Source organism: Dendronalium phyllosphericum CENA369, from assembly GCF_016056275.1.
Taxonomy (GTDB): Bacteria; Cyanobacteriota; Cyanobacteriia; order Cyanobacteriales; family Nostocaceae; genus Dendronalium; species Dendronalium phyllosphericum.
The window spans coordinates 1-22,767 of the sequence record NZ_JAECZA010000079.1; the positions used below are offsets into that span (position 1 = coordinate 1).

Sequence of the window (22,767 nt, forward strand, 5' to 3'; positions counted from 1 at the left end):
CTGCCCCTCTGCCCCCTTGCTCCCTCATCTCCCCCTGCTCCCTCTGCTCCCTCATCTCCCCAAAGCGGTCAGCACGCAGAGAAATAAGGCTTCAGTCCACTCAACGACTGCGCCGTAGGTATCTCCTGTTTGACCGCCTAATTTGTAATTGAACCATGCTGCGGTAAGAGTGGCGATCGCAATTCCAGCAAGTATCATTCCCAGTGCTAAAAATAGATGCTGGCTATTTAGCAGCCAAAGTAAACCGCTCAAACTGAAAAGTAATAGCAATCCTGGTAATAAATCTTTGTAAGAACGAATGGCTTGCTTGTGAAATGCGCCTTTACCTGTAGGTTTTAAATAAGGATACCGGACAATTGCTACTTGTTGCCCCCAACGCCCCCAACCGCAAGCTGCCATCATCACTAACCAGCGATTTTCTTCGATATCTGTTAAAGCTGTTGTTTTCAGCAATAATATAGCGATCGCTGCCATTGCTCCAAACGCCCCTGTTGCGCTATCTGCCATCACCTCCAAGCGCCGCTTCGGGTCGCCCACTGCTAAACCATCAGCAGTATCCATTGCCCCGTCTAAATGCAATCCTCCAGTCATCGCAACCCAAATTGCCACAACCAAGGCACTACGAGTTAGCACTGGCATACCCAGATAATTCATTCCTGCGTCACATAAGCCTAAAATTCCTCCAATCGACAACCCTACAAACGGTGCAAGATGTGCCACCCCTTGGAAGTCCAAGTCATTTATATAAGGTAGAGGAATAGTAGTGTAAAATATTATACTAGCTAAACAATTTGCAAGTAGTTTTTGCCACTGCTTCCACCACCAAGGCTGATTTGTCATATTAGTTAAAAGCCAATAGCACAATGGCACTCACAATACTTTTACCCCCCCCTTCGGGGCGGGAGTGGGGAGTAGGGAGTAGGGAGTAGGGGAAGAAATTAGCCCCGAAAAAGGTTAAAGCCTCGCCCGCAAGTGGCGCGAAAAATCCTTGTATTGCACAAGATAGGTTGAAACCCCGCCCCGAAGGGGGCGGCTTAGTTTCCCTACTCCCCAATCCCTACTCCCTACTCCCTTTTATAAGTGGAAGCAGCTGATTTTAAAGCTTTAGAAAAGATTGCTTGCTATTAAAGACTGATGCCGAAAATTTTGTTATGCTAGTTTCGGCACTATATAATATTTAGTGTTAATTGTAACACAACACTAAACAATTTAGTAAGCTAAAATTTCACTAGTACAGCATGGCGCAAATAACTATCCATTTGAAAAAGGCTAAAAACTGACTGTACAAAAGTCATTAGTCAGAAAGCAGAAGGTATGAGTAATTATTATTTATTGTCTCCCTTGTCTCCCCCTGCCCCTCTGCTCCCCTGCCCACCTGCTTCTTCTGCCTTCTCATACTAAAGAGAGTTGTATTTTGTATCCTTCAATCAATAACTTACCCCGAACATTAGACGATCGCACCATAAAATTGATATTTTTTTAAATGTAGGGAGCCAACAGGCTGTTCAATGGATTGTGTAAGCTGTGTTGTACCTTACCTTCGCTCAACTCCTATTTTCCTATGAGTCATCATCTACCCGACACCAGGATACCAGCTCCATGCATTGTGAACGCGGGCATTATTGTGAATAAGCTCGACATGCGCCGCTTGCTGACTGATTTAGGTCGAGTCCACTACATCTACACCCAAGAAGGTAAACCGCAGAGCGAGGGTGAAGGGGATGTGATGGAAGTATTTGCCAATCCGCAACGTTCTACTCTAGTTGCTAACCGGGCGCTTTACCTGAATGTTTGTAGTTTTGATTATCTGGAACTGAAACAGTCTCCGCAGCAAGAACCCTACTTCGATCTCATGCAAGAAAGGATGTGTCTGCGACTGATTCCCCTTTCAACGCCCTTACAAGAGCGAAAGGAGCGCAACTTAAACGTCAGCGCCATAGAAGCGATGATGGAACAAGTCCTGTCAGCCAGATGGGATGCAGAACTGGACGATGATTGTTCTGACTCATTTTAGAAGAGCGGAAGTCAGGAGTCAGGAGTCAGAATATTCTGGCTGCTATTTTGACTATGACAACTAGAATGCAGCCTTGTGTAACAGACCATGTACACAGTAAGTTGGTACGACTTAGTAGTGAGTGCTTATATGTTTACTACGAGTTAATTACCAATTTTTATGTGGCGATAATTAGCTAAAGAGTATTATTTTTACCTTGAGTGCCATATTTTCTTTTCAATCCCTCGCTCGCTGTAGCCAAACAAAAGCCAGGGCAGGGGTATTTTTCACTCCTCACGGCCCTGTCGAAACTCCCAGATTTATGCCAGTGGGAACGCTAGCAAATGTCAAAACTGTGACTCCTGCTCAACTTCAAGATACTGGGGCACAGATGATATTATCTAATACCTATCATCTACACTTGCAACCAGGAGAAGCAATTGTAGCTGGGGGTGGGGGTTTGCACAAATTTATGGGCTGGAATGGACCAATGCTCACTGATTCTGGTGGGTTTCAGGTTTTCAGCTTGAGTGAAATGCGAAAAATCTCAGAAGAAGGAGTAAAGTTTCGCTCGCCTCATGATGGACAAATCATTAATTTGACTCCTGAGCGTTCCATCGAGATTCAGAATACTCTGGGGGCAGATGTAATCATGGCATTTGATGAATGTCCCCCCTATCCCGCTACTCGCCAAGAGGTGGAAGCTGCCACCAATCGGACTTATCGCTGGTTAGAACGCTGCATTATGGCTCATCAACGTGGCGATCAGGCACTATTTGGGATTGTCCAAGGTGGCGTGTATTTAGATTTGCGATCGCAAGCTGCTGTGGCTTTAGCGAAGCTGGATTTGCCTGGATATGCCATTGGTGGCGTGAGTGTGGGAGAACCGCCAGAATTAATGGCTCAAATTGTAAAAGCCACAGCGCCACTGCTACCACCCGAAAAGCCGCGTTACTTGATGGGGGTGGGTACTTATCGAGAAATGGCAATTGCCATCGCTTCTGGTATCGATTTATTTGATTGCGTCATTCCCACGCGCTGGGCTAGACATGGTACGGCGATGGTACAAGGCGATCGCTGGAATTTAAAAAATGCTAAGTTTCGTGAAGATTTTGCACCTTTAGACGAAACTTGTCCTTGTTATGCTTGTCAAAACTTCAGCCGCGCTTACATATCTCATTTAGTGCGATCGCAAGAAATTCTCGCTTATACATTATTGAGCATTCACAACATCACCGAACTAATTCGTTTTACCCAAAAGATCCGAGAATCTATATTAAGCGATCGCTTTGCCACAGAATTTGGACACTGGCTTGAAGCAGATAGCGAACAGAGGGACAACGATAACTTATTGTACAGACGCGATTAATCGCGTCTCTAATAATGACCAATACCCAAACCATGTTAAGATACATCTCAATTATGAAAGCTGTGTTGGATTAGGTGGATTTAAACGAACATGGAAGCAGCACTTTTATTAGCAAAACTGCCAGAAGCTTACCAAATCTTTGACCCTTTGGTAGACGTTCTCCCTGTTATTCCTGTCTTCTTCTTGTTACTTGCTTTTGTATGGCAAGCAGCTGTTGGGTTTAGATAAGTTAATTTATTGTTAATTGCTAGGACAGGCAAAATGCTTGTCCTATTTTTTTTGCAGCATCTTCTTCTTTAAAGTTTATATTTTTTAATATATTGTAATATATTGCTATAAATTAAGTAAGATAAGTATCAAGTCTGTTCAAAACTCAGTTTTTCCAGCCACCCTGATTACAGTCAACGAGGAATTAATCGGCTATGGGTAATATTAAATTTGTTAAAGAAAATAAAGAAGTAATAGCGGCAGATGGTGCTAATCTGCGACTAAAAGCGATTCAAAACGCTATTGACATATATACATTATTTGGCAAAATGACCAATTGCGGTGGCTACGGTCAGTGTGGCACTTGTATTGTCGAAATAGTCGAAGGAATAGAAAATCTTTCACCGCCTACAGATGTAGAAAACCGGAAATTAAAGAAAAAGCCGGCAAATTACCGCCTTGCTTGTCAAACTTTAGTAAACGGGCCTGTAAGTGTGGTAACTAAGCCTTAATTCTTTAGGTTCATCTTCTGGCAATAGTTGCCAAAGAGTAAGGAAAAAATTTGAGCGAATACTGGCATTGATGATGCTATTCTAAAGTTGTTGACTGGAAATTTAAAGAGAGGCTTTCTTGCTATGCAAGTTAATGACCTAGGGTTCGTAGCGAGCATTCTGTTCGTGCTAGTTCCCGCTGTGTTTTTAATAATTCTGTACATTCAAACAGCTAGCCGCGAAGGTAAAAAAGATTAATAGTTTGTGTATAAGATAAAAGACCCCTGCACCATTGGTATAGGGGTTTTTGTTTATCAACCGCTAAATTTCTTGAGATATTAACCAACTGTCCGCGCTAGCAATACAGGACAACTGGCATTGACTCGAACGTAGTCAGACAAAGAAGCGCCTACTAGTCGGTCGATATCAACAAAACTCTTAGCTACCGATGGACGGCGGTCTGGAGAACCGAGTAATAGTAGGTCTATATTCAACTCTTCTGCCAAACGACAAATTTCTTCACCTGGTTTACCACTGCTGGTATAACAGCGAACTGGCACTCCTTGTCTTTGCGCTTGTGCAACTGCTGCTGCCAAAGTTGGATTTTTTTCTGGGTTAATTTCACTTACTTCAGATGTTTTGCCGCGCAAATCTGTATTAATATTACTCAAAATTAACTGACCGCCTGGAATATCTCTTAGTAAGAATAGAGCCAAATTCAAGCAGTGTTTTGCTGCATCAGAGTTGTCTATTGCCACCATTATGCGCCTAATTTTTTTGACATAAATGTCATCTTTTACTAGCAACATGGGGCGAGAAGATAGCTGAAAAACATATTGACTAACTGAGTTCGATAAAATCGATTGCAAACGCTTAAGTCCGCGCGAACCCATAATAATTAAGTCAGCGTCAATTTCATCTGCGACTTGACAAACTACATCTTTAGGTTCGCCCTGCCGCAAAATTGAAGAAACTTGACTGGGGTCTAAATTTAAAGTTTGAATGGCATTAGCCAGAATTTTACCACCCTCTTCCCATTTATCTGTCATCGCAGTGGCGGTAGTTTGGGCAGGAACAACATGCAAAACTGTAACTTTTGCCTGTTGGATTGATGGTATTTCTTTCAATGTCTTGAGCATTTCTTCTGCATGTCCCAAGCCAGAAACCGCTAGCAAAATTTTTTCTATCATTGTTACTTCTTGTTGTTAGGGTTGCTTTGGTGTTTGCACTTAGTACTAACGTTTGTACTAAGTTCAGTTGAGGTTTTCAACGCCTTTGTCAACAACCTAGTCGGTAAGTTGGTACAAATTAACTCTTAGTAATCGGCCATTCATATTCACATATATGACAAATAACTAAGATGTGTTGAGTTTATTTGCACCTAGTTACGATATTTTTAACTAGGTTTCAATGATTAAGCATACTATCAATGTAGCTCAATAAACTTCATAAATTATTATGTTAGTTATTATTTTTAATCTATGTTAATTATTTTTAATTATAAAGAAGTAAAGTATTGCAAAGCATTAGTAGTAAATTGAGGTAGAATATAGCAGTTTTCATCTACATAAACAATAATTTCTGTGTCATATAAGTTGCTAATACACAATATTGTAAAATGCGATCGCCTCTAATATCCTTTACGAATAAGTGTTTTTACTCTTGATTATTATTAGTTATTCTGCAATTTATTAGATACATAAATTATCTGAATATCTAAAGTTTTGTAAATAAAAAATTAATTTATCTAGACTAAAATTCCCAAAATCAGACTTCGTAAAGTACTGTTTCAAGTTGATTGGTAGTTATTGTTGGCATTCCCAGAACTCGAAACAAAGCTGGCTCGAATTCGCCGCGAACAGTGAGGAGCATCGCCTGAATTAAAGCATTAGCTTTGAGAATAGTCTCTTGAAATTCCATTTCTACATCAGATAGAGCGACAATGCCACCTCCTATCCCTATAGAGGTTCGCTTTGGTGTCAGCACTGCGGTACGAATGACAATATTGAGGTCTGCTGCACCATTAAAACTCAAGAATCCCAACGCTCCTGAATAAACTCCTCGCGCTTGTTGCTCAAGCTTGTCAATAATTTCCATAGTTCTGAGCTTAGGCGCACCTGTCATTGAACCACCAGGAAACGCCATCCGAATGCAGTCTGTTGCATCCATATCTGCGGACAAATGACCGCGGATGGTACTCACGAGTTGATGTACTGTCGCATAAGTTTCCACTTCCATCAACTTCGCAACGTGGATACTGCCTATCTCACAAACTCGTCCCAAATCGTTGCGTAACAAATCGACAATCATCAAGTTTTCAGCTCGATCCTTTTCACTGCGACGCAAACTTTCACGCAGTAAGAAATCTTCTTGGGGAGTCTGTCCGCGTCGGAAAGTGCCCTTGATAGGTTTAGTTTCTACCCATCCTTGGCGGTCAATTTGCAAAAATCGCTCTGGAGAAGAACAAGCAATAGCAATATCACCAAAACGCAAAAAGGCAGAGTAAGGAGCTGGATTAATTTGACGTAATATGCGATAAAAATTGAGCGGGTCGGGAGTGACATCTGTGTGCAGTTGATTTGTCAAGCAGACTTGGTAAGTTTCTCCTTCATAGATTTCCTGTAGACATTTGTAAATATCATCTTTGTATGTTTGGTAGGAGCGACTGAGGTAGAAAGTCACAGGATTTGAGCTTGTATCTGTGACTACAGGAGGAAGGGGAGGAAGTTGTCGCAGTTGGTTTTCTGTTAACTCAAACCAAGCTTGGGCTTGTGCCGTTTGACCTGTAAGAGCGAGATACACTAAATAGGTGGTTTGTTCTTGGTGGTCGAAGGCAATTATTCGGTCGGCTAAAAGAAAAATGGCATCGGGAAGCGATGAGGAATGTACTAGCAAAGACCCACATTCTGCCTTGAGTTCGTAACCGAAATAACCAACAAATCCGCAATTAAAATTAAAAGGCAGCTCGTCAGACTGGTAGTGGCGGCGATTAATTTCCCGTTTGAGATACTCGAAAATACTTTCTTGGAAGCTTATCACTTTGCCAGATTGAGTGATAGTGAGTTCTTGGGATTGGGTGCAATAGCGAACCACTAAGCTGTTTGGCCCTCCACTTCCTCCCATAAAGGAAAAGCGGGACAAACCCGGTTCTACTCGGCTACTATCGAGCCAAAAAGCATTGATATCTTCTCCAAAAAGATGGACGAATGCCTGTTCTGCATCGGGATAGTAATTCAGTTTTTTACTGTAAATTTCAAATTCTTGATTTTGTTTTTGGGGCGAAGAATTAGGAGAAATGGAAAAAATTTTGCTGCTATTTATTTGTTGCGATCGCTTTTGATTTTTGTTGTTTTTCTCGATAAATTTTTCGGTAATTTCTTTAAAATTTTGCAGCAGTTTGTATCCATATTCAGTACAGATAGATTCTGGGTGGAATTGTACCCCCCATAACGGGCGATGGCGATGGCGCAACCCCATTACCAATCCTTCTGCTGTCCAAGCAACTTTTTCTAAGCAACTGGGCAATTCTTCAGAAACCACTAGGGAATGATAGCGTACCACACTGAAGGGAGTGGGAATTTCTTGAAATAAATCGCCACCATTGTGGTAAATGTCACTCAATCTTCCATGTTTGACTTCTGGTGCGTGGATTACCTTGCCACCATAATAGTAGCCAATTCCCTGATGGCCGAGACAAACGCCAAGTAAGGGTACATCTATATGTTGCAGTAATTGTTGGCAGATACCGAAGTCTTTAGCTTTTTCCGGACGACCGGGGCCAGGGGAAACGATCGCATTATCAAATGCTAGCTTTTTTAGCTCGTGCCAGTCTACTCGATCGTTGCGAATTACCAGAGGAGGTTTACCATTCACTTGTGCCATCATCTGGTAAAGATTAAAAGTGTAAGAGTCGTAGTTATCGATAATTAGTGTTTTGATCTCACTCATTTTCAGTACAATTTAAATCTGAAAAGCCATATTCAGGCAACAACTACAACTCTTGCGATCGCCATGTAACATCAACTGATAAATTAACAAAATATTTAATCAGCTTCAATACATTCTTAAATCAGAGCCTAAATACAATATTGAGTAAAAATTCCCCAAAAGTTTGTCTAATTATCAGTTTTTCACCTTTGTGTCTTAGTGGTAAAAAAATTGGCTTTTAAACCACCCATTCGCCAGTCGCCTGAGGGAAAATCCGCCTCCAACGCTACTTCGCCAAGACACTAAGAAAAATAGATAATTTTAGTTTACACCTTGAAAGAGGTGGCATTGATTTGCGAATGCACAAAGAATTCAATTGACTGTAATCACTACACCCGCACTTTCATTTGCTAATCTATCCACTGCACACACAGCATAAGTTCCGCTTTGAACGGTAGCAAAAGTTGTACCAGCAGACAAAATCCGCTGAAGAATCCAACTATCACCACTTTGTCGATAAAGCGTCCAAGAACGAACAGGTCGGTCGTCACCAGGTAGCCAATTGAGTTTAGGGCTGATGAATCGCAGTTCTTTGGGAGGGGCTGGTGGGGCTGCGTTCTGCCACGACATAATAGGTACTAATGCAGGTTTGGCATAAAGCGATTCTTTGAACTTGTCAGCAATGCCTTGGCGATTTTCATTGATAGAACTCATACTGAAGAAGATATTTCCTAGTGACAAGTCTGCTACTAGGTTGCGACTAATTTTAACTTGCTTTTCAATTTCCTCATCTTTCCAGGCTTTACCATCGAGTTGTCCAATATTGTTACCTGCGTAAATGTGTCGCCGCTTGGGATTAATTTCTGTCCACCATTTCAACAATACGGGGTAACTCTGTGCGGTTTGGTCGGTGCGCCAATAGAGTTGGGGGGCTAAATAATCAATCCAGCCTTGCTCTAACCATTTCTTGGAATCAGCATACAGTACACTGTAGGCATCTAAGCCAGAAATTCCTGGTGGTTGTCCGGGGCGGTAAATACCAAAAGGACTAATGCCAAATTTCACATAGGATTTTGTCGCTTTAATTCCTTGTGATAGGCGTAGCACCATTTGATTGACATTTTCCCGCCGCCAGTCAGCTAGATTAAGTTCTCCACCAGCTGCTTTGTAAGCTGCGTAGGTTTTACTATCGGGGAAAGACTTGCCTTCTATGGGATAGGGATAAAAATAGTCATCCAAGTGAATGGCATCTACATCATAGCGACGCACAACATCAGTAATCACGTTGTAAGCCCTATCTTGAACGATTTTAATGCCTGGGTCCATCCACAGTTGATTGCCCCATTGGTAAACTACCTCTGGATTAGTTACAGCTATGTGAGGGCGAACATTAGGCGAACCGCTAGTGCTAGTCTTGGCGCGGTAAGGGTTGAACCAAGCATGAACTTCAATATTGCGCTTGTGACATTCAGCGATCGCAAATTCCAAAGGATCGTAAAATGGTTCTGGTGCTTTACCTTGAGTTCCCGTCAGCCAAGCACTCCAAGGCTCTAACAAGGAATTATACAAAGCATCCCCCTCCGGTCGCACCTGCAAAATCAGAGCGTTGAAGTTTAGCGCTTGTAATTGGTTAATAATTTCCAGCAGTTCGGCTTTTTGTTGTGCAGCTGCAAGTCCTGCTTTGGAAGGCCAATCACCATTCCACACGGTTGATACCCACGCACCCCGAAACTCGCGTTGATGACTTAGCTTGATAGTTCCAGGCTGTGTTGGTGTGGGTGTTGGGGTTGGTGTTGGTGTTGGTGTTGGTGTTGGTGTTGGTGTTGGTGTTGGTATTGGGGTTGGTGGTACTATGAGGTAAGCAGAGGCAATTTTATCAACCTGTCCCTGATACACCAATAGCTGATAGACCATCACTGTGACATCAGCGCGAGTTGCCGCTAGAGTTGGGTTCAGTAATTTAATATTCGGGTAGTTAGCAACTAATCCTGCACTAGTAGCAATAGCCACTTGATTTTTGGCATAGGCAGGAATTTTATCAGCATCTTGATAGATTTGCGGCAATGCACTTAGTAAGTCAGGTTTGACCTTAACGGCAATCTCCAAACCATTGACCATAGCAACTAAGATATCGCCCCTGGCAATCCTATCGTTAGGGCGGAAACGTCCATCGGGGTATCCGACAAGAAATCCTGTTTCGTAAACTTTTTTAATGGCATTTACTGCCCAGTGATTCGCAGGGACATCAACAAAGGGGACATACTGTCGCTTCACAGGTACTGTAAAGACTGCCGCAACGATCGCAGCAAACTCAGCACGAGTGACTGAGTTATCCGGACGAAAAGTCCCATTAGGATATCCATTCAAAATACCACGCCCTGCTAAGGCTTCAATGAATAGACGTGCCCAATGGTTTTGAACATCAGAGAAGCGCGTAGAAATAGATACCATTGTCGATTGCAGTTAATTTGCCTTGAGCTTACTATCCTTTGTTAATTTAACAATATGAGAGCGATCGCGCTTGGTTTATCGTATAAATTTTCACAGTTATCCACTGCTGCTTTTTCCCTAGATTATTTAGCAACGGGTGTGTAACAAGTTTGGATTATAAATCCGCAAGCAATAAGTATTAGAGTTGTTCTCCCAAATGGGTCAAGTCAAGTTTACACGGTTAATACACCGACTTGGCTGTGTTTGTTGTCTCCACTACATATTTATTTCTTAGGTATGAATGCAGTTTCTCCCATAGGTGTGATGGAATACACGAGCGATTCCACGAATATATGATTATTACAATTAGCCTCTACCCGTACTCTATTACAGTCAACTTTCTTTTAATTCAAAAATGGCAACAACTTTAACATAGATAAAGAGCATGGGAGAAGAATTTGCAGGCGTGACAACTATAAATACTTTTTACTGCAAATAATGCTGAAATTGGGGTAAAAGAGGACGAACAGAGTCAATATATAAATCTAGCTAAAATTTGCAAAATTTGTTGATTATGACATAACACATTTGTTTTAGTCCAAAGAAGTTTTTGTATATGAGAAGGAGGAAAACAAACCAATGAGAATTCTAGCTGATGCCGATCTAGTCTTAGAGTTCTTTCTTAACCGCAGCAGTTTTGCAGAAGATGCTCATAAATTATTGGTAGAAATTGCCAAGTTACCGGAAGTTGAAGTGTATGTGACTGATAAGTGTTTGAAGCGAGCGCATTTTGAATTCTTAGATCGGAAAAGCGATCGCACTGAATATATGGTCAATAGCATAATAGATATGCTGGACGGTCGTATTATCAAAATTAATAACAGGATTAAAGAAAAAGCCCTTAACTCTCCTTTGAGAGATTTTGATTCTGCGGAAGAAGTAGCTTGCGCTATGGAAATGCAACTGAATACAATTGTTACTCAAAATCCCCAGAATTTTGATGGCTCTACTTTAAAAATTCGGTCTGTAGGAAATTTAGCAAATATTATCCAATTAGAAAAAAATTTAGAGCAATCCTATTCACTTTATCCAGCATCGTCAGGAGTATTTCAACTTAACCAAACCCCAGAGGCTAATCAAAGTGCTGCCAAACTACATGAAGCTGGTTTGCACGGTACTGACCTGCATGGTGTCGATCTCCATGGTGTCGATCTCAGTGGTGTTAATTTGTATGCTAGCAACTCATATGGTGCTAACTTATGCAATGCTGACTTGAGTGGTGCTAACTTATGCAATGCTGACTTGAGTAGTGCCAACCTCAGCGGTGCTAACCTCAGCCATGCCGACCTCAGAGGTGCAGACTTGAGTAGTGCTGACCTAACTGGTGTCAATCTCAGCGATGCCATAGTTGAAAAAGCCCTGTTTGGCGGAAATTCCGGACTGAGTGAGGATTTGGAACTTGACTTAAAACAGCGAGGAGCGGTTTTTGAGGATTGTTAGGAATTTGGTCTGGAGTTTTGACATGAAATTGATATAGCCGTAGTCACACCTTTTAGGACAGTTGTGATTGCTCAAAGCCTTACAGAAACTGGGTTTTTACTCAGCACTCAGCACTTTGCGATATCTGGTTAAAACTCCTCACCACTTATAGTCTCACCACCTCCACGATCGCAGCAACTAAATCGGTTGGTACGATTGGTTTGCTAAGATGTTGCTGAAATCCAGCTGTCAGTGCTGCCTGTTGGTGGATTTCTCCAGCATAAGCAGTCAGAGCGATCGCTTTTATTTGTCCTCCTTGTGTTGGCGGTCTGCATCTAATTTTATTTATTAGCGTATAGCCATTGATATCTGGCATCCCAATCCCAAACCACCAAATTTACGAGTTACTTTACTGTCTTCCTGGCGGAAGTAGTCAAAGATATAAGGCAGAAACTCTGGAGTGATACCTTTTCCAGTATCTCTGACTTGAATTTGAGCTTTCATACCCACTCGTTCCAAGCAAATTTCTACGCGTCCTCCCGCTGGCGTGAACTTGACAGCATTGGAAAGTAGGTTCCAAATAATTTGCTGAAGACGGTTAGAATCGCCAGCAACTTGAATAGGTGCATAAGGTGACAATGTTTCGCAAGACACTAATACGGAGGAAGCAGTAAATTTTTCTTTCCCTGCTCCTCTGCTCCCCTGCACGCCAGTTGCTACAACGGAGGGAACCTCCGCAACGCACTGTCATGTCAACAAAAGCTGCTATTACCCCCCGAACATCACCAGCTTCGTTCCGTAAAGGGGTTGCTTTGCCATAGATGAATCGAACTGTCCCATCTTCAAAAACCAATTCCATCTCATCTGTGACTTCCTGATTTGTTCTGGCAGCTCGCTGCATAGGCAAGTCGTGAGGTAGAATATCTCGTCCGTTTCTTTGCCGTTTAAACTTGAGTGGATCGAAACCGTCCGGCGGCGTTGCTGTATTGAATCGGGCTGCAATTTATCTTAAGGCTGCCTGAGTTTTTCTGGACTCTGTAATATCAAGCGACATTCCTGCAAGTAGCTTGTGTCCCGTACTGCTATGTAAAGGAAACTTAAAGGACATGAAGTAGCGATCGCCTTCAGCTTGTGCTTCAATCTCCAATACTTCTAGAACCTGACCCGTGGTGAGGACTTTGATATCGTTATCGCGCAATTGTTGAGCTAATTTGGCTAGATGTAAGTCAAAATCGGTCTTACCTACCCAATGGTGGAACTCACGATTAAATAATCGTTCTGCTAACGAGTTGACATACAGGTATCGTCCCGCCTCGTCTTTAATAAATGCTGTTAATGGACTATGCTTCATAAAGCTCTCAAACAGTTCCTGGCTTTCGCGTAGCTTTTGTGCTACTTGCTCGGCTCGCTGTTTGGTGCGACGATAGCGGCTACTGAGTACGCAAATCATCAACGCCACCCCGATTAATGCAATTAGTCTTACCCAATAATTGAGAGCTGTGGAATCTAAGAAGTTGGGCGGTGGCAGCCAGAAAAAAACTGTGGCGATCGCTGCTAAAGCCGTAGCAAATATTCCAGGCCCGATTCCACCCGCTAGAGAACTAATCATCACTGCCGGATAGAACAGAGCAAAAACGGTGGGTGCAAGCAACGGCTGGAGAAGCAATGTTAGCAGTAGAGCAATGGCATCTGTCACCAAAGCAGTTCCATAAGCCAAAATCTGAGGACGGAGAGCTTTTGAAATTGTTCGGCGTGCCATTTCATGCCTTTAAGAGACGAGTTTGCTTGAGATTACAATTCCCAAGTTATATAAAAATTTCTGATTATCTATTTTAAATATTAAGTCATTAAATGATAAAATCGGCAATCTATATCTCAAGGAGGAGGTTTTTGTTTTATAAAATTATCTTTACAGATGAGTTTGACGTTCAATAGCCGCTCTGTATCATATATTCAGGGACATTCAAAATTAACTGCACTCAATTCTTGCATCTAATATAATTATTGTTGAGTAGTGAATGATAAATGCCTGTTGGTACTCTGTGGTAGAATTCCGTTTCCTACAGTGCTGGCTCGCGATCGCAGATAACTCTAAACAAGTGAAAGCTAGATAATTTACTCATTGGAGTTCTCATGTACCTTATTTACAGCACTTATCAACAAAATAAAGTAAATTTATTTGACTCAAAAGCTAGATAGAGAGATAATTTTACTTTCGATTGCTGACTCCTGAATTCTAAGGCATTATTCGGCACAGCTACACACATCTCTGTTCACTGAATACACAGCTTCAAGGCTTGAGGAGAATTATTATGGCCAAAGTGAATCCAGTGCAACTGGAAAAAAATTTAAACGCACTCAAGTACCCACTCACTAAAAAAGACTTAGTTAGGTATGCGGAAGAAAAGGGTGTTGACGAACAAGTTATGCGAACTTTGAAGAATTTGCCCACAAAACAGTATGAAACGTTAGCCGATATCAGCAAATCTATGAATGAAATTGCAATGCCTAGCGTGAATCTAGTACAGTTACAGAAAAACTTGGATAAAGTTAATTATCCCCTCAGTAAAAAAGACTTGGTTAAGTACGCTGAAGAAACAGGTGTTGATGAGGCAATCCTCCGAGTTGTGAAACGATTACCTGCAAAAGAGTATCAAACATTAGATGATGTGAGCCAAGCTATAGAAGCAAGCGAATCAGCGTTTTGATAATGAACTAGCGCCGAGCGCAAGTAGGGAGACAGCTTAAACTTAACTGATTCTTTAATGAGATAGTAAGCGATCGCACTGGGCTATTTCTAAATTCCACTCAGCCCATTCCAGCTTTTCTATCTCAGTTTTTTTAACTCAATGCCCAAATGCTGCCAATCGCATATTCATCATCACCAGTTCACTTGCAGCCTCATTGATTAACGAAACTACAATAGCCTTGATATTTTCTGGCGGGGGCTATCGGCGTATAAGCAAATATTGTTAAAGTCTAAAACAACAGAAATATTCACATTCGATTTTTACACCGACTTGTGCCCCCTATTTTCAAAAATTGTGAAGGGAGGCGATCGCTTTATCTGAGTAGCCTTGTTACCCTAACATCATATTCAGTGCCTTTTGGACGGTCGCTTTTAGCCTGGGTTAGTGCCATACTATCGGCTTTTTTAATTGACTCTGCGTTAATTTCGTAGCGTGTTGTTCCGTGTTGACAGGTATTGTTAGTTATATCAGCAAATTCTTTGATATCAACTAATACTTCGTAAGTATGAACCATTGGAACCTCCTCGTGCAACATGCAAACGATAGGGATAAAGTCCAGTATATGAATACAGACAAGCGCCGTTCTTAAGTAAATACAATTCTTTTGGAATAAATACAATTCTTTATTGAAAGCTACATACAAGTTCGCAGTCTTCACAAAATGCAATTAATATTTTACTCAATTTTGCCTTTTGTCTTTTTGTCGGTCAAACTTTGCAAATAGCCGCAGGGTCAATAAGAAAGTTGGTAGATATTAATCTCGATTGGAATGTTATGTGTCAATTAATTGTAGTTTTTGCTACCCATTAACGCGGCGATCGCTTATAACTTTTGTTTGACGACTAATGCCAATTTGGGATTTGAGATTATTTGTTCAGAATTTTTTCTAGGTCTTTGCCTTCCCGCGTCTCCCTATTTTTCTTTCCACTCATGTATAGGTGCTATATCTTTAGCGAGCGATTCAATAATGAATGGAGGCGCTTCTGACATTAAAATGCTAGGATAAACTGCCGTACCCCAGACAGGATGCACTAGTACGCAACATTTGTTTTTAATAACTGGATATTTTAATAAAGCTTTGACAACGGCTGTATCGTTGTGGGGAATTGCTCCCGGATGGGAAAGTAAAGGATAGCCAGTGCGGGGGTCTATGATGTCTGACAAATAACCGCGATCGCGCAAATTAAATGCTAGATCGCAGCCAAATCTCATAAACTTTTCTCGTAAGCGTTCTTTTTCTATTTCTACTTCTGCTGTACATTCCACTAATTGATATTGCGATTGTTGCAAGACGATCGCAACCCATAAAAAAGCTTGCTGTTTCCAGTCTGGTAATATCCGTTCGCGGTTGGCACAGATATACTGACTAGGAGGATGAATAGAAATTTGAACCGCTTGTCCTGTTTTGCCAACCAAATTAATAGGACAGCCTTGCTCCGAAATGTAAGTTTCAGGATAAAAGTTCACTACATTAATTCGGTTTTTGCAAGTTGTTAATTTATTCCTTCGGATCGATGATAACTCTTAACACTTGATAAAAGTCATCAAATTTCCGTTATTAGTGAGGTTTCTCTAAAGCTTTTTTCAATAAAGGTAAATTTTTAATCTCATTTTTATCGTTTATTAACCAATTTAGTTGACTGTTAACTATTAACTGTTGACAGTCATTGGTCATCAGCCATCAGTATTAATCGAGTTTTAAAGCATTAACTGGAACTTCATCCCAAGATTCAACTGTCCGCAGTCGTGCTATCCAACCACTAGACCTTTGGATCTCAGTCAAATTTTTCTGAAAGGACTCATGACAATCTTTGGCTTGAGACTCATCACAACAGGCTATACAGGCATAAATCATGCCAGACGGATCGATTTGCTCATTTACCCAAATGCTCATGGAGTATCCTCTCAAAAAGTGATGTTTCATTTTAGAGCTTATATCATTAGAAATCAGAATTGAAATGATGGATTTCTCTTTAATGTCTTTGTGTCTTATATCAAGTTCGCTTAATTACTCATAATTCAAAATTTTTCCTTGTCCCCGCGTCCCCGTGTCCCCGTGTCAGCCCTAATTATAATCATTCATCCGAACATGATATTAGTGGTTAAAAAGTTGACTTATATACCAATTGCAAATATCACATCAATAGCGCCAAGACTGCAACCCCCTGATTACAGAAACGTCTTCGTTAAGATATTGACTTTGACAAAGAGTTTTAGGCTTAACTGAACCGTATTGGAATATTGGGGTTATTTGGTGTAGGATTTATCCCCTCTTTCGTAGCGACGACGAAAGAGTAATTCTAACTGTCCACCATACTCCTGAATCCGGGCAATCTGGCGTTGATACAGTCCTCTGAAGGTATTGGCAAATAACAGTGTAAAGATAGCTACAACTAATCCTGATGCTGTAGATACCAAAGCTTCACTAATCCCAGCTGTGACACCTGTAGTTTTAGCACCTCCCACATCACCAATATTCAAAGAAGCGAAGGAAGCAATTAATCCCAAGACTGTGCCAAGCAGACCCAGAAGAGGTGCAAGACCAACAATTGTCTCAAAAATATTTTGGAAGCGTTTGAGTATAGGTATCTCAGCTTGCGCTTCACTTTCTAATGCCAAACGAAATTCTTCAGGCGTTGGCTCTTCTAATTCTAAAGCAGCAAGAAAAATCCGGGCGATAGGTAAATCAGTATTTGCCTGCAATCGCTCCAAAGCGCCTACTACATCGTTAAGGCGATAAAGCTTTAGCACATCTCGCACAACGCGATTTTGCCGACTATTTATCTTTACCCAAAATATGACACGTTCCATAATTAGTGCCACAGCGAGCAGCGAAAACCCCAGTAAGGGCCACATGACAACGCCACCTGCTGCAAACAAATTACTAATTGCCATCGTTTTTCTTCAATTCTTCAATAATGCACATCTAGGTTATCTTAATAAGTGGGGGTGCGCTTTGAATTCCAATTGAGACAATTGCTATAGCAATCCTAGAGAAATTGTGAAAATTTGCGGTGTTTAGATCCCCAACTTCTTTGAGAAGTCGGGGATCTAATTTTTCACGAATGATTTAGGACTGTTATAGTAATTTAGTGATTACTGTATCAACTCGAAGGAGTCAAAAAACTTTCTGACATTACTGACTTGAGGATTTTTATCGCTTCCAACTAAGAGCATATACAACCGTTGATTAACAATAAAAACTCTACCCGTGAGAAAAATTCTTTCTTTTTCATCCCACAAGTTCATTTCTATGCCAGGATATGCACCTAAAGTAATATTTTCCTGACTTAGTAATTTTTTTTCCATCCTCTAACATTCCTTTTACAGCAGAATCCAATAATTGACTTGACGGAATCTGAGTCACATCATTGTTAAAATCAGCATAGCTAACCATAAACACATTTGTTTCATGAGTACTCAAATATATTTTTGTAGACTCAACAACGTCAGACTTTTCACTTTGCTCTGGTGTGATGTCTGAAATTTCTTCACCCGGCATGAGAATAGAGAATTGGCCTTCATCTGGAGAGAATTTTTTCCATTCTGGTGCTGGTGCGATCGCACTTGATGTCGGTAATTGGGTTACATTTAGATTTTGGCTGTTTATTGCCTCAACTTTGGGACTATTAAATGTTACTGCTGATACGAAAATCAAAGCTGCTAAAAGTAATGTGTTGGACTTGGTGATTGTTTGTAACATGGGATTGTCTCTGGAAGTAGACAATTCCATCATCTACAAGCCAGACTTGAGTACAAACTGGCGTTGTAATTTAGTTAATTGAGTTAATTGAGTTAAATAGTCCTTTTAATTACGGCGAAAATATTGACGGTATAACTCGCATCTTGGCGTTACTTCATCACCTTGTAACTTTACTAGTCCAAGACTATATAATTTAAATCTGATGATATTGGGCAAATGTACTGGACTATTACTAGAAGCAACCTTTTGCATTGCATCCCATAATTCTGGTTGTTGCTGCAAAATAGATTCTAGACGTTGCAGATGTTTACTATAAATGCCTTCTGCTGTAGCTGCGGTTTGCAAAAATTCCGCTAAATTGATTTCTTGCAGAGCAATTTTATACAGAGCTAAACGCACTAAAAATGGATGTCCTCCCACCAGTCCTGTCAACTTTTCTACCTCTGTATCGCTCCATTTGAGTTGATGCCGTTGGGCTAAATCCTTTACTTGCTCGTGGCTAAATTCTAGTAATTCCACTGGCAAGCCAACGTTAAATGGTGATTGGTTGATATCTACTGGTACATAAGCTTCGGTGGAATATACTAACACCAATTGAAGTTTTTTCCAGATATCTCGACGTTTGCCTTCTTCATGTAAAGCGCGTAATAATCCAAAAAAATCACTGTATATTTTTGGATATTCAAATAATCTCTCAACTGTTTCTAAGCCTAAAACTAACGGTTGGTTGATTTCTCGAAATAAATAGCGTTCAAAGTAATTTTTACAAGTTTTCATATAACCAAAGCGCTGTACCGATTTCCAATGCTCATCGAGTTGTTGCAGCAATTTTTCGAGTAATTCTCGATTATCTCCTGCAACTGCTTCGGTGACGGTATCGCAAAACCAGTGCAGAAATTTATTTAAGTCTGAGAAAAACTCCTCTTCTACTAGCTGAAAATCGATAGCTACCGTTATATTTCCTTGATTTTCTGATTGATGTAAAATCCGCGCTAGGAGTGAAGATTTACCCATCTGCTGCGGTGCTTTGATGCGAATTAGGAAACCTGGTTTTTTGATTTCTTCGTAACAACGCTGTTCGATGGGAGGACGTTCTACATAAAAGGGAGAATTTAATGCTACTTCCCCTTCTGGATATTCGAGTTCGCAAGCAGAGAGTAAGGAAGGAGAAAATGAAGAATTATTTATTTTTTCTATTTTTTGGGGTTTTTCTGCATGTGTATCTGCCAGTTCTTCAAAATCAGCAATTTCCTGAATTTCTAAGTCTAATACATTGCAAAATTCTAAAAAATTGAGGTAGTCAACTGGTTTTCCATTCAGAAAGCTATGAGCTGTTGGTTGCTTGCGATCAATTCTCTCAGCTAAATCGATTTGACGAGCAAAGCCTTTTTGTCTCATTCTTTTCTTAACTATTTTAATGCACTCTGTACGAACTCTAATTCCGCGTGGCATAGTTGAGCAATCAAAAAACTATGCAATTTAGCTTACAGGATAACTATTTATTTGGTAAAGTCAATTACAACTCAATAGCAACTCAATAAAAACTCAATACGTACTCAATATTCTCGAAATTAAACTCAAGATAGGCATCAATGTAATTATTTTCTATTATAAATTAAGTTATGACGGCAGACTACGAGTATAAAGTTGGTGGTAGTTTAGAAGAAGACGCTCCCAGCTATGTCACACGGCAAGCGGATTCTGACTTTTATTACGGATTGAAGGCAGGGGAGCTTTGTTATGTTTTTAACTCCCGGCAGATGGGAAAAACGAGTTTGTTGGTGCGGACGATGAAACAGTTACAAGCTGATGGTTTTGCTTGTGCTGTGATTGATATTTCGGGATTGGGTAGTCAGGGTATGACCGTTGAGCAGTGGTATGGAAGTATTATTGATAGCCTGTTGACTGAACTTAATTTTATTGAACCAGAAGATTTAACAGTGTGGTGGGACAAATCTATCGAAATTGCTCCGGTGCGACGTTTGGCGAAACTTTTTGATGAGTTGTTACTACCAAATGTTCGCGAAAATATTGTGATTTTTATCGATGAAATCGATAGTATTCTGCGTTTAGATTTTCCTGCTGATGATTTTTTTGCTTTGATTAGAAGTTGCTATCAAAGACGAGCTTTTAAAGCTGAATATAGACGTTTGACTTTTGCTTTAGTTGGGGTAGCAACACCTTCAGATTTAATTAAAGATGACGCAAGAACGCCGTTTAATATTGGTACAGCAATTCAACTTTATGGTTTTAAATTAGATGAAACTGCACCTTTGGTAAAGGGGTTAGAGGGGAAGGTGGAGAATCCTCAAGCTTTGATGCGAGAGGTTTTGGCTTGGACGGGAGGACAGCCTTTATTGACGCAGAAGGTTTGTAATTTGTTAATTCGGGATTTGAAGAACCCTAATCTGCTAGCGACGAGGAGAGAAAAATGGGTGGAAAGGGTGGTGAGGAGTGGAATTATTGATAATTGGGAAGCGGAGGATGAGCAAGAGCATTTAAAAACTATTCGGGATAGGATGCTTACTAATGAACTAATTGCTGTGGGTTTGTTGGGTTTATATCAGCAAATTTTGCAGCAAGGTGAGATTAATGTTGTTCGCAGTCTCGAAGAGATGAGGTTACGGTTGACTGGTTTGGTGGTGGAACAGCAGGGAAAGTTGAGAGTTTATAACCAAATTTATGAGAATGTTTTTGATTTAAATTGGGTTGAGAATGAGTTAGGTAAATTACGTTTTTATGCTGATAATTTAAAGGCTTGGCAAGAGAGTGGATATCAGGACAAGTCCTATTTGTTGCGGGGGGAAGATTTAGAAAAGGCTCGTCTTTGGGCTGATGGAAGGAGATTAAGCAATGCTGATTATCGGTTTTTGTCTGCGAGTGTGGAAACCGAGTTAAATCAGAAGGTTGAGGAGGCGGAAGCGAGACAAAATAAGGCTTTGGAGGAAGAGAGGAAAACTAATCGGCGTTTGCTCGAAGCACAACAAAATACGCAAATAACTTTACAAGAAGAAAGAAAAGCCAATCAGCTTTTGGTACAGACACAACAAAATCTTGAAAATACACTTATTGAAGAAAAGGTAGTAAATAAACGGCTAACCAAATTACAAAAAATAACAAGACGGGTATTGCTGATTGGAGTATTCGGATTAATTATCATAACAATGTTAGCAGGAATATGGTTCAACAAAGCGCGAGAAGCAGAAGTAGCAGTAGATTTGGAATTAAACGGTGTCCTTGTACAAAAGCAATTTGAAAATGACCCATTGGGAGCATTAGTAAGAGCTATGGAAATTGCTCGAAAACTACAAAAGGAAGTCAGTGATGGCCGTCCTTTAGAAAAATATTCTGCTCTAAATCCAATGCTAGCTTTACAAAGTATCTTAGTTAAGATTAAAGAAAAAAATAAGTTTCAGCATCTTGCAGTCAGGCAAGTAATATTTAGTCCTAATGGTCAGTATTTTGCAACAGCAGGAGAAACTCGCTAAATTTCAACCATATCAGGGTCAAGTTAAAACTTTGGCTTTTAGTCCTAATGGCAAGATAGTTGCAACATCAGGAATTGATAACACAATCAAGTTGTGGAACCTCAACGGAAGGCAAGTTGGTGAATTTAAATTAGGTCAAAATAATAGCAAATTAAAAACCAGAGATGGTATAGACAACAGACCTCGAAATGATATTAACTGGATGAGTTTTAGTCCTGATGGCAAGATGCTTGCTGCTGCGTGTAATGATGGAATGATACGTTTATTTGTAGTTGATGACCTAGAAGAAATGTTAGAGCGAGGTTGTAATTGGTTGGATGATTACCTGGTTACTCGTCCTGAGAAGCGAAAGGAAATTTGCCCTGATAATAAATAGTCACGCTACGCATTTATTGAGATTGATGGGAAAGTGCGATGTCTGACGACAAGCCACTATGCGTCTATGCATTTATTGTTAATGGGATCAAGGGCAAATGATGTACTTGCTATAATCTCTTCATAAGCATTTAGGAAAGCTTGAAAATGCGCCAATTTCCCCTTGGAGACATCCAAAATCTCCACAGCGATGCTTTAGAAAAAGCTGCGACGGAACCAGTGGTACTGACAAGCGAATCGCAAGCTAGTTATGTAATTATGTCGGTGGACAATTACGAGCAATTAATAGACCTCTTGCAAAAGTCCTAGATGCGTGAGACAAGTAGGATAGAGTTGGGTAGCATCTATGACCTACGAACAGGTAAAGAGTCTGAAATCAGAAGACTTTAAACGCTTGTGTGGTGTACGTCCAGATACTTTTAACGAGATGTTAGAGGTAGTGCGATCGCTTCATCGAACAAAACAGAAAACAGGGCGACCGGGTAAATTAAGCTTAGAAGACCAATTGTTGATGACATTAGAATATTGGAGAGAATACCGAACATACTTCCATAT

At 40.6% G+C, this 22,767-nt stretch carries 24 protein-coding genes and 1 pseudogene; 12 read left to right on the top strand and 13 right to left on the bottom strand.

Going from position 1 to position 22,767, the window contains the following annotated elements; all coding sequences use genetic code 11:
* Nucleotides 1-51: 51 nt before the first annotated feature.
* Complete coding sequence (gene cobS, locus I8752_RS16385) at nucleotides 52-840, bottom strand: adenosylcobinamide-GDP ribazoletransferase (RefSeq protein ID WP_214433380.1); 789 nt, start codon at nucleotides 838-840, stop codon at nucleotides 52-54.
* 721 nt (nucleotides 841-1,561) lie between these two features.
* Between cobS and I8752_RS16390 the strand changes: the two genes are divergently transcribed.
* From I8752_RS16390 to psbM, 5 genes are all read left to right on the top strand, one after another.
* Nucleotides 1,562-2,014, top strand: a complete 453-nt coding sequence (locus tag I8752_RS16390; RefSeq protein WP_214433381.1) for a hypothetical protein — start codon at nucleotides 1,562-1,564, stop codon at nucleotides 2,012-2,014.
* A 196-nt stretch (nucleotides 2,015-2,210) separates the two neighbouring features.
* On the top strand, nucleotides 2,211-3,362 hold the full coding sequence (gene tgt / locus I8752_RS16395; RefSeq protein WP_214433382.1) for a tRNA guanosine(34) transglycosylase Tgt: 1,152 nt from the start codon (nucleotides 2,211-2,213) through the stop codon (nucleotides 3,360-3,362).
* A gap of 90 nt (nucleotides 3,363-3,452) precedes the next feature.
* Complete coding sequence (locus I8752_RS16400) at nucleotides 3,453-3,590, top strand: photosystem II reaction center protein K (RefSeq protein ID WP_006195022.1); 138 nt, start codon at nucleotides 3,453-3,455, stop codon at nucleotides 3,588-3,590.
* Nucleotides 3,591-3,784: 194 nt separating this feature from the next.
* Entirely contained in the window at nucleotides 3,785-4,081 is a 297-nt protein-coding gene (locus I8752_RS16405) for a 2Fe-2S iron-sulfur cluster-binding protein (RefSeq protein ID WP_214433383.1), read from the top strand.
* Nucleotides 4,082-4,204: 123 nt separating this feature from the next.
* Nucleotides 4,205-4,318 carry a photosystem II reaction center protein PsbM gene (psbM, locus tag I8752_RS16410; protein WP_017746279.1) on the top strand — a complete coding sequence of 38 codons (114 nt, stop codon included), beginning with the start codon at nucleotides 4,205-4,207 and terminating at the stop codon, nucleotides 4,316-4,318.
* An 80-nt stretch (nucleotides 4,319-4,398) separates the two neighbouring features.
* Here psbM and I8752_RS16415 read toward each other — a convergent pair whose 3' ends face one another.
* The 3 genes from I8752_RS16415 to I8752_RS16425 form a co-directional block, all read right to left on the bottom strand.
* Nucleotides 4,399-5,250, bottom strand: coding sequence for a universal stress protein (locus I8752_RS16415; RefSeq protein WP_214433384.1), 852 nt, complete (start codon nucleotides 5,248-5,250; stop codon nucleotides 4,399-4,401).
* A gap of 577 nt (nucleotides 5,251-5,827) precedes the next feature.
* Complete coding sequence (gene pabB, locus I8752_RS16420) at nucleotides 5,828-7,999, bottom strand: aminodeoxychorismate synthase component I (RefSeq protein WP_214433400.1); 2,172 nt, start codon at nucleotides 7,997-7,999, stop codon at nucleotides 5,828-5,830.
* Between the two features lie 360 nt (nucleotides 8,000-8,359).
* Nucleotides 8,360-10,438 carry a glycoside hydrolase family 10 protein gene (locus tag I8752_RS16425; RefSeq protein ID WP_214433385.1) on the bottom strand — a complete coding sequence of 693 codons (2,079 nt, stop codon included), beginning with the start codon at nucleotides 10,436-10,438 and terminating at the stop codon, nucleotides 8,360-8,362.
* Nucleotides 10,439-11,056: 618 nt separating this feature from the next.
* Here I8752_RS16425 and I8752_RS16430 point away from each other — a divergent pair.
* Nucleotides 11,057-11,917: a pentapeptide repeat-containing protein gene (locus I8752_RS16430; protein WP_214433386.1), complete on the top strand. Its 861-nt coding sequence runs from the start codon at nucleotides 11,057-11,059 to the stop codon at nucleotides 11,915-11,917.
* 145 nt (nucleotides 11,918-12,062) lie between these two features.
* Here the strand turns inward: I8752_RS16430 and I8752_RS16435 are convergent.
* From I8752_RS16435 to I8752_RS16445, 3 genes and pseudogenes are all read right to left on the bottom strand, one after another.
* Nucleotides 12,063-12,514: pseudogene (locus I8752_RS16435) on the bottom strand (hybrid sensor histidine kinase/response regulator); the annotation flags it as partial.
* The gene (locus I8752_RS38600; protein WP_214433387.1) at nucleotides 12,495-12,797 is read right to left on the bottom strand and encodes a PAS domain-containing protein; all 303 of its coding nucleotides are present in this window, start codon (nucleotides 12,795-12,797) and stop codon (nucleotides 12,495-12,497) included. The pseudogene I8752_RS16435 and the gene I8752_RS38600, both read right to left, overlap by 20 nt.
* Nucleotides 12,798-12,899: 102 nt before the next feature.
* The gene (locus I8752_RS16445) at nucleotides 12,900-13,655 is read right to left on the bottom strand and encodes a DUF4118 domain-containing protein (RefSeq protein WP_214433388.1); all 756 of its coding nucleotides are present in this window, start codon (nucleotides 13,653-13,655) and stop codon (nucleotides 12,900-12,902) included.
* 553 nt (nucleotides 13,656-14,208) lie between these two features.
* On the opposite strand from I8752_RS16445, the gene I8752_RS16450 reads away from it, so the two are divergent.
* Nucleotides 14,209-14,604, top strand: a complete 396-nt coding sequence (locus I8752_RS16450) for a DUF2795 domain-containing protein (RefSeq protein WP_214433389.1) — start codon at nucleotides 14,209-14,211, stop codon at nucleotides 14,602-14,604.
* A gap of 355 nt (nucleotides 14,605-14,959) precedes the next feature.
* Here I8752_RS16450 and I8752_RS16455 read toward each other — a convergent pair whose 3' ends face one another.
* From I8752_RS16455 to I8752_RS16475, 5 genes are all read right to left on the bottom strand, one after another.
* Entirely contained in the window at nucleotides 14,960-15,160 is a 201-nt protein-coding gene (locus I8752_RS16455) for a hypothetical protein (RefSeq protein ID WP_214433390.1), read from the bottom strand.
* A 398-nt stretch (nucleotides 15,161-15,558) separates the two neighbouring features.
* Nucleotides 15,559-16,113, bottom strand: a complete 555-nt coding sequence (locus tag I8752_RS16460) for a methylmalonic aciduria and homocystinuria type D protein (protein ID WP_214433391.1) — start codon at nucleotides 16,111-16,113, stop codon at nucleotides 15,559-15,561.
* Between the two features lie 220 nt (nucleotides 16,114-16,333).
* Nucleotides 16,334-16,540: a glycogen debranching protein gene (locus I8752_RS16465; protein ID WP_214433392.1), complete on the bottom strand. Its 207-nt coding sequence runs from the start codon at nucleotides 16,538-16,540 to the stop codon at nucleotides 16,334-16,336.
* Nucleotides 16,541-16,893: 353 nt separating this feature from the next.
* On the bottom strand, nucleotides 16,894-17,541 hold the full coding sequence (locus I8752_RS16470) for a MotA/TolQ/ExbB proton channel family protein (protein WP_214433393.1): 648 nt from the start codon (nucleotides 17,539-17,541) through the stop codon (nucleotides 16,894-16,896).
* Between the two features lie 201 nt (nucleotides 17,542-17,742).
* Nucleotides 17,743-17,955, bottom strand: coding sequence for a hypothetical protein (locus tag I8752_RS16475; RefSeq protein ID WP_214433394.1), 213 nt, complete (start codon nucleotides 17,953-17,955; stop codon nucleotides 17,743-17,745).
* A 167-nt stretch (nucleotides 17,956-18,122) separates the two neighbouring features.
* Between I8752_RS16475 and I8752_RS16480 the strand changes: the two genes are divergently transcribed.
* A complete protein-coding gene (locus I8752_RS16480) occupies nucleotides 18,123-18,431 on the top strand; it encodes a hypothetical protein (protein WP_214433395.1) in 309 nt (102 codons plus the stop codon).
* A gap of 23 nt (nucleotides 18,432-18,454) precedes the next feature.
* On the opposite strand, the gene I8752_RS16485 is transcribed toward I8752_RS16480, so the two are convergent.
* Nucleotides 18,455-19,747, bottom strand: coding sequence for an AAA-like domain-containing protein (locus I8752_RS16485; protein WP_225895701.1), 1,293 nt, complete (start codon nucleotides 19,745-19,747; stop codon nucleotides 18,455-18,457).
* 224 nt (nucleotides 19,748-19,971) lie between these two features.
* On the opposite strand from I8752_RS16485, the gene I8752_RS16490 reads away from it, so the two are divergent.
* The 4 genes from I8752_RS16490 to I8752_RS16505 all read left to right on the top strand — a co-directional run.
* Nucleotides 19,972-21,837 carry an AAA-like domain-containing protein gene (locus I8752_RS16490; RefSeq protein ID WP_214433397.1) on the top strand — a complete coding sequence of 622 codons (1,866 nt, stop codon included), beginning with the start codon at nucleotides 19,972-19,974 and terminating at the stop codon, nucleotides 21,835-21,837.
* Nucleotides 21,800-22,213: a WD40 repeat domain-containing protein gene (locus tag I8752_RS16495; protein ID WP_214433398.1), complete on the top strand. Its 414-nt coding sequence runs from the start codon at nucleotides 21,800-21,802 to the stop codon at nucleotides 22,211-22,213. Before I8752_RS16490 ends, I8752_RS16495 begins: the two co-directional genes overlap by 38 nt.
* 146 nt (nucleotides 22,214-22,359) lie before the next feature.
* Nucleotides 22,360-22,521, top strand: a complete 162-nt coding sequence (locus I8752_RS16500; protein ID WP_225895702.1) for a type II toxin-antitoxin system Phd/YefM family antitoxin — start codon at nucleotides 22,360-22,362, stop codon at nucleotides 22,519-22,521.
* Nucleotides 22,522-22,558: 37 nt separating this feature from the next.
* Nucleotides 22,559-22,767, top strand: a 209-nt coding sequence (locus I8752_RS16505; protein WP_214433399.1) for a transposase family protein, incomplete at its 3' end; no start/stop codon positions are given.